The following is an 11,935-nucleotide window of genomic DNA, read 5'->3' on the forward strand; positions in this document are numbered from 1 at the left end:
TGAAAGACTAGAAATGAGGAAATGATTATGAAAAACAAATTTTCCCAAGCAATCGTGCTTTCAATGGTTACCCTTTCCTCAATGGCTTTTCTGACGGCCTGTTCCAGCCATAAGGAATCGAGTTCAGCAGATAAGACGCCTAAGAGTAGCCAGGTGACCTCATCAAGTAGAGTTAAATCATCCAATAAAGATAGTGGTAAGACCAGCAAGCCTAGTGCTAAAGTCAAGGAGTCTTCTGGTTCAAATACTGAATCTTCAAGTGCACCAAGTAGTAAAAAGTCTTCTGCACCAAGTTCAAGCAGTAGTCAGACTCAGTCATCATCTTCAAATAGTTCATCAGTTCCCTCAAGCAGTCAGTCACAGGCTCCTAAATCTTCAAACGAGAGTCAGTCTTCAGCCAGTCAATCCCAAGCGCCAAAGAGCTCAAGTGATAGTCAAGCTTCAAGTAGTCAATCTAGCAGCCAAGCTCAAGCTAAAACGGATATGCAAGTGACCACTGTAGATATGGATGTGAGTGCGGTAGCGCGTGGTCAGTTTGATAGTATTGCCGGAACTTGGAAGTCTAGTGATGGCAGTCGTTTGGTCTTTGACAACACTAGCCTAGTAGGAGATATAACTGCACAAGGCCAAGCGACAGTTCATAATTATGTACACCCGAAAGATGATTATCAAGAGGGCTCAGGTAAGTATGATGCTACCCTCTCAAGAGATAGGGGGGACACCTCTGGTATCGTTGGAGATATTAGCTTTGTCTCTAAAAAAGCAGCTATTTCTGGTCCAAGCTACGAACAAGATACCATTCAAGTAACCAGTACTGGAGGAACAAAGGTCTACTTAAAAGAATCAGATAATATGACGCTACCTAAAGACGTGACAGTTACTGACAATCAACTTCCAATTGATGGTGGCATAGCAGAATCTGGCAGCTACAAGCTTACCAAACGTACGGCTGTCAAAAATACTCCTAGTGATAAGGCTCCAGTTGAATTTTACTTAGAAGCAGGTGATCAGATTAACTTTGATATGAAGGTTATTCAAGATGGTCATAGTTGGATTTCTTACATCAGCTATAGTGGTGTTCGCCGTTATGTTCAAGTGGATTAATTGAGATATCTAGAAAGGTCAGATTTTCTTCTGATCTTTCTATTATTTTGGGGAAAGGTCTTGTTAATTCCTTAATAAATAGATACAATAGAAAGGTCGGTTTTACCGAAAAATTTTAAATAATGAGGACAAAAATGTGTCAGTAAATTGGCAAGATATTGCGTTTTCTTTCCTCGGTGGTTTGGGGCTTTTCCTCTTTAGTATCAAGTACATGGGAGATGGTCTTCAACAAGCAGCCGGAGATAAGTTGCGTTTTTACATCGATAAGTATACCAGCAACCCGTTTTTAGGGGTTTTGATTGGTATTGTCATGACGGCCTTGATTCAGTCGAGTTCAGGGGTTACTGTTATTGTCGTCGGTCTGGTTTCGGCAGGGCTTTTGAGTCTTCGTCAGGCTATTGGTATTGTCATGGGGGCAAACATCGGAACAACCGTAACTTCCTTCATGATTGGTTTCAAGCTAGGAGATTATGCCCTTCCAGTGATTTTCCTGGGGGCTGCGCTTCTCTTCTTCACAAGCAATAAGAAGCTTAATAACCTAGGTCGTATCTTGTTTGGTGTTGGGGGGATTTTCTTTGCCCTTAACCTTATGGGAGATGCGGTAGAACCTTTGAAGTCAGTTACAGCCTTTAAGGACTACTTGGCAACCTTGGGTGATCGCCCAGTCATGGGGGTTATCATTGGTGCTGGTTTGACTATGTTGATTCAGTCATCAGCAGCGACCATCGGTATTCTTCAGAGTCTCTACTCAGGTGGTTTGCTTGACCTGCAAGGTGCCCTTCCAATCCTCTTTGGGGATAATATCGGGACAACAATCACAGCGGTTCTAGCTGCTCTTGGTTCAAACATTGCAGCTAAACGTGTGGCAGGGGCTCACGTCCTGTTCAATGTTATTGGGACGGTCTTGTGTTTGATTCTCTTGGTACCATTCACAGCCTTGATTCAATGGTTTAAATCTGTGCTTGGATTGACACCTGAGATGACCATCGCCTTTGCTCACGGTACTTTTAACATTGCAAATACTATCGTTCAATTCCCATTCATCGGAGTTCTAGCTTACCTTGTAACTAAGATTATTCCTGGTGAAGATGAGATTAACAAGTACGAAGCACTCTACTTGGACCGTTTGCTTATCACACAGGCACCAGCTATTGCCCTTGGTAATGCTAAGAAAGAATTGGTACACTTGGCGTCATACGCCATCCAGTCTTTGGAAGCTTCCTATGCTTTCTTTGCTAAGGGAGATGAGAAATACTTCGATAAGGTTGAGAAGTATGAAACAGCAGTTAATAGTATTGACGAAGAGTTGACAACTTACTTGATTGACATCTCTAACGAATCCCTAAGCGTTTCTGAAAATGAAGTGTTGGCAAGTGTGCTTGACTCTGTTCGTGACTTGGAGCGTATTGGTGACCTTGCAGTTGCAAGTGCAAACCTTTCACAACATATTCATAATAAGGGAATTGAATTCTCTGATACTGCCAAGGCTGAGCTTGCGGATGTTTACAACCGTACTCACCGTATCGCCCTTGATAGTATTCGTGTGGTTGTAGATGATGACAAGGTACTTGCAGGTCAAGTTATCCTTCGTCATGAAGAATTGGAAAAACTTGAAAAACAATTGCGTAAAACACATACCAAACGTCTTAACAATGGTGAATGTACTGCGCAAGCAGGTATCAACTATGTTGATTACCTCTCACATTACACACGTATCGCAGACCATGCGATTAATCTTGTTGAAAAGGTTACAGAAGGTGTGATTTAATAGAGAAAGTCGAGAAAATTTCTCGGCTTTTTTGATATAATGAAAGCGTATTAAGAATATAGAAAAATGATGAGAGGTGGTCCTATGACCTATTATATTTCAGCCAAACGTTTTTACTTTGAGAATAAAATCAAGGAAGGGGGCTACCTAGCGGTTGTAGATGGTCGTTTCGGCGACTGGTCGGAAAAGATACCAGAAGGTGCAGAGGTATTGGATTACAGTAATTATCAGATTGCTCCGGGTCTTGTAGACACTCATATTCATGGATTTGCGGGTTATGATGTCATGGATAATTCTGAGGAAAGTCTTCTAGGTATGAGTCAAGCCTTGCTTTCAGCAGGTGTGACCTCCTTCTTACCGACAGCCCTAACAGCCCCATTTGAAGAGTTGAAGGTTATTTGCCAAACAACAGCTAGTACGGTTGGTAAGGAAACTGGTGCCAAAATTCAAGGGCTCTTCTTTGAAGGACCTTATTTCACTGAGACCTATAAGGGGGCTCAAAATCCTAAATACATGGGCAATCCAAGTGTGGAACAATTGAAGTCATGGCAGGAGGCGGCTCAAGGGAAATTGATTAAATTGGCTCTTGCCCCTGAACGTGAGGGAGTGGCTGAATTTATCCAAGAAGCAACCAAGCAAGGCGTAACTATTGCTCTAGGTCATTCCAATGCCACATATGAAGAAGCCATGGCAGCAGTGGAAGCCGGGGCATCCGTTTGGGTTCACGTCTACAACGGAATGCGTGGTTTTACACATCGTGAGCCTGGTATGGTTGGGGCAGCCTTCGATAGTCCAGAAACGATTGGTGAGTTGATCGCTGATGGTCATCATGTGGTCCCTGCAGCTTGTAAGGTTCTTATCAAGCAAAAGACACCTCGAGGAGTTGCCCTTATTACAGACTGTATGTCAGCGGGAGGACGTCCGGATGGCGACTATATGCTGGGTGAACTTCCTGTCATCGTCGAAAATGGTACTGCCCGCCTCAAAGAAGGTGGTAACCTAGCTGGATCTATCCTACAACTTAAAGACGGTGTCAAACACGTGGTTGACTGGGGGCTTGTGACGGTTGCTCAAGCTCTACAAATGGCAACTAGTGTTCCAGCTAAATCGGTTGGACTTGAAAATACTTGCGGAAGCCTAAAAGCAGGTCTACCAGCTGATTTTATCGTCTTAGATGACTCCTTGGACTTACAAGCAACCTATATTGATGGACGAAAAGGTTGGGAAAAATAAGAGTATGAGTAGCACTTTCTTATGAAGGTGCTGTTTTTAATTGATTTTTACAAAGGTGTCAGAGTAGTGTAAAATAGAAATACTTTTTATTTTACAGGAGGTAATATGTCAAAACGTATTTGGAGCATTGCCCTGGCCTATGTCGGTGTAATGATTGGTGCAGGGGTGTCTTCAGGACAGGACCTCTTACAGTATTTTGTTAGTTTTGGAGCCTGGGGACTGATAGGTGTCATAGTTCTAGGAATTTTGCATGTTGGCTTTGGGCGACTCATGATTGTTCTGGGAAGTTATTACCGCTCAGATGACCATTCGGTAGTCCTGGCAGAAATCAGTCATCCTGTGATTTACCGTATTTTGGATATCGCTTTGATTATCACTTGTTTCCTGTTTGGTTTTGTGATGACAGCAGGTGCAGGGGCTAACCTAAACCAGCAGTTCGGCTTTCCGATTTGGGTAGGTGCTTTCCTTTGTACAGCTCTGACTATCTTTGTGAGTTTCCTAGATTTCAAAAAAATCATCGGTGTTATTGGAGTTTTTACCCCTATGATTTTGGTTATGATTGCCATGATATTCGTGACCAATGTTTTAGGACGTCACTGGGATTTTGCTGAGATGGATAAGGTGTCGCAAACCATTCAATCTCCTTTTCCGAGTATTTGGCTGTCTGTGGTTAACTATTTCGCCGTTTGTGTCATGTCAGCCATAGCCATGGCCTTTGTGATGGGTGGCTCTATTCTCAAAATCAATGAAGCTGAAAAGAGCGGAGCCTGGGGAGGGTTTATGGTTGGTGTGATTTTCTTTGTCACAACATTGATCCTCTTTGCTAACAGTGATAAAATTGCTAGCTCGGATGTTCCTATGTTGGCTATTGCTAAGGAAGTGAATCCTATCTTTGCGACACTTTACGCCTTGGTGATTTTTGGTTTGATTTTTAATACCGTCTTTAGTCTCTACTATGCCCTTGGTAAACGCTTTTCAGCAGGTAGTGAGAAACGTTTCAAGTTCTTCGTGGCTGCATTTGCCCTTGCTGGCTTTGCTATTTCCTTCATGGGCTTCCGTCAACTGGTAGCGGTTATGTATCCTATTATCGGTTATTTGGGAATGCTGATGTTGGTAGTGCTAGTTGTTGCTAGCTACCGCAAAAAAGCTAAGATTCGTAAGGAAAAGGAAATTCGAAATCATCTCTTGTCCATCGTTGAGAAAGCTTATGATCCCAATCAAGACTTGACCCATCGAGACAAGAAAGAGGCAGAACAACTTCGAGAAGCCTCAATTCTTGATAATGATATTCTCCATGAAGACTCCCATGCACATGTTCGTCAGGAAATGGGGATTAGTAAGAATGATTAGAATTTTATTTTACAAGTTTCTCTATTTCTGCTATAATACTGACAAGAAAGAAGGGCTTATGGCGTTTTTCTAGCGAGCTTGGGATAGTGAAAGCCAAGTAGAGCAAAATGAGCAGTGGCGCTTTCTATCAGCAAATAGCTGAAGACAAACAGATAAAATGAAGTAATAAATTAGGGTGGAACCGCGTTTCTGACGCCCCTAGTCGCAAGGCTTGGGTGTTGAAATTCGGTTCTTTTTGAATTCGTCTAATGCCTAGGTAGAAAGGAGTACAATGCTTAAAGGATCTTGTTTATGTAAAGCAGTGACTTACACTCTAGATGAGGAATTATCTGAATTAGTTTTTTCCACTGTTCATTCTGTCGGAAAGCAACTGCGTCTGCCTATACAGTTAATGCTAAAGTTAGCAGTAAAAATCTAGTATTGCATGGAAAAGAAAAGCTTGTTACGTATAGTTCTTCTCCAGGAAAACAGCGTTATTACTGCCAGAACTGTCATAGTCAAATTTTCACTATTCAAGAAAATATACCAGAAGTCTGTGCTTTGAAATTAGGTACAATAGATGAATGCGATCAGAATTTACAAACTATTCCCAAACGTCATATTTTTCAGGATCCAGCTTTTTCTTGGTTGCTTGATAAATAAACCTAAAAAGATAATATAAATTAAAGGAGTAAATAATGTCTAAAAAACTAACCTTCCAGGAAATTATCCTTACTTTGCAACAATACTGGAATGACCAGGGGTGTATGCTCATGCAGGCTTATGATAATGAAAAGGGTGCGGGAACTATGAGTCCTTACACCTTCCTTCGTGCCATTGGTCCTGAGCCATGGAATGCGGCTTATGTAGAGCCATCTCGTCGTCCAGCAGATGGTCGTTACGGGGAAAACCCAAACCGCCTTTACCAACACCACCAATTCCAAGTGGTTATGAAACCTTCTCCATCAAACATCCAAGAGCTCTACCTTGAGTCATTGGAAAAATTGGGCATCAATCCTTTGGAACACGATATTCGTTTCGTTGAAGATAACTGGGAAAACCCATCAACTGGTTCAGCTGGTCTTGGTTGGGAAGTTTGGCTTGACGGTATGGAAATCACTCAGTTCACCTACTTCCAACAAGTTGGTGGATTGGCAACTGGTCCGGTAACTTCTGAGGTCACTTATGGTTTGGAACGTTTGGCTTCTTACATCCAAGAAGTAGATTCTGTTTACGATATTGAGTGGGCTCCAGGCGTTAAATACGGGGAAATCTTCCTTCAACCAGAATACGAACACTCAAAATACAGCTTTGAAGTTTCTGACCAAGACATGCTTCTTGAAAACTTCGAAAAATTTGAAAAAGAAGCAGGACGTGCTTTGGAATTGGGTCTTGTTCACCCTGCCTATGACTACGTTTTGAAATGTTCACATACTTTTAACTTGCTAGATGCTCGTGGCGCTGTTTCTGTTACAGAACGTGCCGGTTACATTGCCCGCATCCGTAACTTGGCCCGTGTCGTAGCCAAAACCTTCGTTGCAGAACGTAAGAAACTTGGTTACCCACTTCTTGATGAAGCCACACGCGCAAAACTCCTAGCAGAAGAGGAAGAATAAGCAAAGTTACAAGAATGGAAAATGGGCGAACCTAGTGAGCCCACATGGCTACCCAGAGGCAAGTCGAAGACTTGCTAAAGGGATAGGCACCGCTGTACTGGTATATGGGAATTTTTGAAACGTTAGGTTCAAAAATCAGTTAGCTAAATCCACTTTGATGAGACTGTTGGAAATCTATGTCAAGGAGACACCAGATTTCTATACAGCCTCACAAAGTTAGTTAGCAACGTCCCCAGTACCTAAGGCGCCTATCGAAAAAAGAATTTTGTAAAGGAAAAAACATGACAAAAAACTTATTAGTAGAACTTGGACTTGAAGAGTTGCCAGCCTACGTTGTCACACCAAGTGAAAAACAACTCGGTGAAAAAATGGCAGCCTTCTTGGATAACAACCGTCTCTCATACGAAAGCATTCAAACCTTCTCAACACCACGCCGTTTGGCAGTCCGTGTGATTGGTTTGGCTGATCAACAATCCGATTTGACCGAAGATTTTAAAGGCCCTTCTAAGAAAATCGCTTTGGATGCAGAAGGTAACTTCTCAAAAGCGGCGCAAGGATTTGTCCGTGGGAAAGGCTTGACTGTTGACGATATCGAATTCCGTGAAGTCAAAGGTGAAGAATACGTTTACGTGACGAAACATGAAGCTGGAAAACCTGCCAAAGAAGTCTTGGCTGGCGTTCCAGAAGTGCTTGCTTCATTGACTTTCCCTGTCAGCATGCACTGGGCTAACAACACATTTGAATACATTCGCCCAGTTCACACCTTGACAGTTCTTTTGGGCGACGAAGCGCTTGACCTTGATTTCTTGGATATCAAGTCAGGTCGTGTGAGTCGCGGACATCGTTTCCTTGGACATGAAGTGGAAATTACCAATGCGGATTCTTATGAGGAAGACCTTCGTACTGTTTACGTGATTGCGGATAGCAAAGAACGTGAAAACATGATTCGTGAGCAAATCAAAGCTATCGAAGCAGAACAAGGTGTTCAAGTCCAAATCGAAGAAGGACTTTTGAATGAAGTCTTGAACTTGGTCGAATACCCAACTGCATTTATGGGAAGTTTCGATACTAAGTATTTGGACGTTCCAGAAGAAGTCTTGGTGACCTCAATGGAAACCCACCAACGTTACTTTGTTGTACGTGACCTTGATGGTAAGTTGAAACCAAACTTCATCTCAGTCCGTAACGGTAACGCCGAGCACTTGGAAAATGTTATCCGAGGAAATGAAAAAGTCTTGGTGGCCCGTCTCGAAGATGGTGAATTCTTCTGGCGTGAAGACCAAAAACTCAAGATTGAAGACCTGGTTGCTAAATTGGCTAACGTGACTTTCCATGAAAAAATCGGTTCCCTCTCAGAACACATGGCCCGTGCTGGTGTCATTGCCGCTTCCTTGGCTGAGCAAGCTGGTTTGACTGCCGAAGAAAGGGCAGCCGTAGCGCGTGCAGCTGAAATCTATAAATTTGACCTCTTGACTGGTATGGTCGGAGAGTTCGATGAATTGCAAGGAATCATGGGTGAAAAATACGCCCTCCTTGCTGGTGAGGATGCTGCGGTTGCGACAGCTATCCGTGAGCACTACCTTCCTGATTCAGCAGACGGAGCTCTTCCAGAGACTAAGGTTGGTGCCATCCTTGCGCTTGCAGATAAATTGGATACTCTCCTTTCCTTCTTCTCAGTTGGCTTGATTCCATCAGGTTCTAATGACCCTTATGCGCTTCGTCGTGCAACGCAAGGGATTGTTCGTATCTTGGATGCTTTTGGTTGGCACATCCCTATGGATGAGTTGATCGACAGCCTTTACGCCCTTTCATTTGATAGTCTTTCTTATGACAATCAAGCAGAAGTCATCAACTTCATCAAAGCGCGTGTGGACAAGATGATGGGACGCACATCAAAAGATATCAAAGAAGCCGTTCTTGCTGGTTCAAACTTCGTGGTTGCGGATATGCTTGAAGCAGCTGACGCCCTCTCAGAAGCTGCTAAGGCTGATAGTTACAAGGCAGCTGTTGAATCACTCTCACGTGCCTTCAACTTGGCAGAAAAAGCAGATGCTTCAGTAGCAGTCGACGCTAGTCTCTTTGAAAATGATCAAGAAAAAGCCCTTTATAAAGCAATTGAAGAGCTTGAATTGACTGGTTCAGCTAGTGACAAATTGGCTCAGCTTTTCGCTCTTAGCCCAGTCATCGATGCCTTCTTTGACAATACTATGGTTATGGCAGAAGATGAGGCTGTTAAAAATAACCGTTTGGCCCTTCTTTCGGGTCTTGTGGCTAAAGCCAAAGCTGTTGCAGCCTTTAATCAATTGAATACAAAATAAGTACCTGTTGACAGGTAGAAAGTAGGTCTTATTATGACACCTGAAAAAATTGCTCGTATCAATGAGCTTGCCAAAAAGAAAAAAACAGAAGGCTTGACACCAGAAGAAGAGGTAGAACAAGCAAAACTTCGTGAAGAATACATTGAGGGTTATCGTCGCTCAGTTCGTCACCACATCGAAGGAATTAAAGTGGTTGACGAAGAAGGTAACGATGTGACACCTGAAAAACTACGTCAAGTCCAACGTGAAAAAGGCTTGCATGGTCGTAGCCTTGATGATCCTGAATCATAATAACTAGTAACAAGGGTTTGGAAGTTTTCCAAGCCCTTGTTTTGAAGTATAAAATTCTGAATATTCTGTATAATATTGACTAATTATTTCAAAAATGGTACAATATAAGTTATGTTAAAAATTGCAGGACTCAATGAGTCTTGCTTAATAGAATTGGAGTGAAAAAAATGTCGCAAAAGCAACATCATAAAGACGACGACAACCAGACTGAGAATGGGATGGTGCGTGGTCTTCAAAACCGTCACGTCCAGCTGATTGCCATCGCTGGTACGATCGGTACAGGTCTCTTCCTCGGGGCAGGGCGTTCTCTCTCCCTAACAGGACCTTCAATCATCTTAGTATATATACTAACTGGTATTTTCATGTATCTTATGATGCGAGCGATCGGTGAGATGCTCTATATGGATCCTGACCAACACACCTTTATCAATTTTATTACCAAATACCTTGGTAAGGGTTGGGGATTCTTCTCAGGTTGGTCTTACTGGGTATCACTGGTATTTCTTGGGATGGCAGAAATTACGGCTGTATCGAACTATGTGCAGTTCTGGTTTCCAAGTTGGCCTGCCTGGCAGATTCAGATTGTCTTCTTGATTATCCTGAGCTCGGTTAACCTGATTGCGGTTAAGATTTTCGGGGAAGTTGAGTTTTGGTTTGGGATGATCAAGATTATCACCATTCTTGCTCTTATCGCAACAGGTATCTTCATGGTAGCAACTAACTTTGAAACGCCTGCTGGACATGCTAGCCTTTCCAATATTACACACGGCTTTCAGATGTTCCCTAAAGGTTGGGTAAGCTTTGTTATGACCTTCCAAATGGTCTTCTTTGCTTACCAAGCCATCGAATTTGTAGGGATTACAACTTCTGAGACAGCGAATCCACGTAAGGTCTTACCAAAGGCAATCAAGGAGATTCCGATTCGTATTGTCATCTTCTATGTGGGTGCCCTCATTGCCCTCATGGCTATCTTCCCATGGCAAAAACTTCCAGTTAATGAATCACCGTTCGTAACGGTCTTCCAAATGGCTGGTATCAAGTGGGCAGCAGCCTTCATTAACTTTGTTGTCTTGACAGCAGCGGCGTCATCATTGAATTCAACACTTTACTCAACAGGTCGTCACCTCTTCCAAATTGCTAAGGAAACACCAAATAGTAAAGTCATGAAAGCATTGAAGCTAGATACTTTGTCACGTAATGGTATTCCTTCACGTGCCATCATTGTTTCAGCCATTGTAGTATGTGTTTCAGCCTTCATCAATGTTTTGCCTGGTGTATCTGATGCCTTCGCTTTGATTACCGCATCATCATCAGGGGTCTACATTGCCATCTATATCTTGACTATGCTTGCTCATCTCAAGTACCGTAAATCTCAAGAGTTTATGGCAGATGGATTCCTTATGCCAGCCTACAAGATTCTTAATCCATTGACTATCCTTTTCTTCATCTTCGTCTTTGTTTGTCTCTTCTTGCAAAAGTCAACAGTTGTCGGAGCTATTGGAGCAGCCATCTGGATTGTGGTATTTAGTATCTATAGTAACTGGAAACATAGTAAATAAATCAATCTAGCTCACCTTTATGGTGAGTTTTTTGTTGCAAAAAAGGACACAAGGTGTCCCAGTTATTAGTTATGCAATACTTTCTTGATTTCCGTGGTGAAAGAAGCCACCTAAGAGGCCTTTGCTACGATGAAAAATAGCAGGCTTATGATCGTTGTGTGAACGACCATTAACATCAAGTTTAGCCCATTCAAGAGCCTGGTAGGCATTTCGGTCTGAAACTGTAGATGTCCCAATATAGCTATAAATACCTGCCTGAGCAAGAATAAACCCTTGTAGTTGACGAATATGCTCATCATTGAGTGCTTCAGAAAAATGGATTTTAACTGTCTTATAAGTCAAGGCTTGGACAGACTCAACGATAGGTGATTCTGCTAGGAGGTGCAAAAGTTCTTGATGCTTAGTAAAGTACTTATCATAGTCCATTGGAAGAATGATAGTATGGGCAATCCAATCTTCCAAGTTGGCTTTGGCTTTCTTACTGAGACCTTTTGCTGTGATACTGAGATTATCTATATTGAAAGGAAGCTGGTCGATGTGAGCAGTGTTCGAACCATATGCCTTTCTGAAAAGCGGTGTACTTGATAGAATATGTCCAGTAGGGGAAATAATAGCCAAGGCAGTTTCCTTGGTTTGGTAACCAAGCTTGTGGCATTCCATGCTAGCGTATGTATCTTTAAATTCAATAATTGCTCTTGTTTTCATCGTGTAACTCTC

General features: G+C 42.5%; 9 protein-coding genes and 1 pseudogene. 9 read left to right on the forward strand and 1 reads right to left on the reverse strand.

The genetic code is table 11. The features are described 5' to 3' along the window. Nucleotides 1–27 precede the first annotated feature (27 nt). The 9 genes and pseudogenes from NYE32_RS02375 (at nucleotide 28) to NYE32_RS02415 (ending at nucleotide 11,218) form a co-directional block, all read left to right on the forward strand. Complete coding sequence (locus NYE32_RS02375; RefSeq protein WP_060971869.1) at nucleotides 28–1,104, forward strand: SH3 domain-containing protein; 1,077 nt, start codon at nucleotides 28–30, stop codon at nucleotides 1,102–1,104. A 136-nt stretch (nucleotides 1,105–1,240) separates the two neighbouring features. Then, on the forward strand, nucleotides 1,241–2,872 hold the full coding sequence (locus tag NYE32_RS02380; RefSeq protein ID WP_073687481.1) for a Na/Pi cotransporter family protein: 1,632 nt from the start codon (nucleotides 1,241–1,243) through the stop codon (nucleotides 2,870–2,872). A gap of 84 nt (nucleotides 2,873–2,956) precedes the next feature. Further along, nucleotides 2,957–4,105 carry an N-acetylglucosamine-6-phosphate deacetylase gene (nagA, locus tag NYE32_RS02385; RefSeq protein WP_156685440.1) on the forward strand — a complete coding sequence of 383 codons (1,149 nt, stop codon included), beginning with the start codon at nucleotides 2,957–2,959 and terminating at the stop codon, nucleotides 4,103–4,105. Nucleotides 4,106–4,210: 105 nt separating this feature from the next. Continuing rightward, nucleotides 4,211–5,455 carry a hypothetical protein gene (locus NYE32_RS02390; RefSeq protein WP_156685441.1) on the forward strand — a complete coding sequence of 415 codons (1,245 nt, stop codon included), beginning with the start codon at nucleotides 4,211–4,213 and terminating at the stop codon, nucleotides 5,453–5,455. A gap of 271 nt (nucleotides 5,456–5,726) precedes the next feature. Continuing rightward, nucleotides 5,727–6,097, forward strand: a pseudogene (locus NYE32_RS02395) (GFA family protein). A gap of 35 nt (nucleotides 6,098–6,132) precedes the next feature. Beyond that, a complete protein-coding gene (gene glyQ, locus NYE32_RS02400; RefSeq protein ID WP_002886077.1) occupies nucleotides 6,133–7,050 on the forward strand; it encodes a glycine--tRNA ligase subunit alpha in 918 nt (305 codons plus the stop codon). Nucleotides 7,051–7,331: 281 nt separating this feature from the next. Beyond that, nucleotides 7,332–9,368 (forward strand): glycine--tRNA ligase subunit beta, encoded by a 2,037-nt coding sequence (glyS, locus tag NYE32_RS02405; protein WP_156685442.1) that lies wholly within the window; start codon nucleotides 7,332–7,334, stop codon nucleotides 9,366–9,368. A gap of 33 nt (nucleotides 9,369–9,401) precedes the next feature. Further along, nucleotides 9,402–9,659 carry a DUF896 family protein gene (locus tag NYE32_RS02410; protein ID WP_002886085.1) on the forward strand — a complete coding sequence of 86 codons (258 nt, stop codon included), beginning with the start codon at nucleotides 9,402–9,404 and terminating at the stop codon, nucleotides 9,657–9,659. A 167-nt stretch (nucleotides 9,660–9,826) separates the two neighbouring features. Then, nucleotides 9,827–11,218: an amino acid permease gene (locus tag NYE32_RS02415; protein WP_156685443.1), complete on the forward strand. Its 1,392-nt coding sequence runs from the start codon at nucleotides 9,827–9,829 to the stop codon at nucleotides 11,216–11,218. Between the two features lie 69 nt (nucleotides 11,219–11,287). On the opposite strand, the gene NYE32_RS02420 is transcribed toward NYE32_RS02415, so the two are convergent. After that, entirely contained in the window at nucleotides 11,288–11,923 is a 636-nt protein-coding gene (locus NYE32_RS02420; RefSeq protein WP_013990993.1) for a hypothetical protein, read from the reverse strand. Nucleotides 11,924–11,935 lie beyond the last annotated feature (12 nt).

The organism is Streptococcus sp. FSL R7-0248, from assembly GCF_037967965.1.
Taxonomy (GTDB): domain Bacteria; phylum Bacillota; class Bacilli; order Lactobacillales; family Streptococcaceae; genus Streptococcus.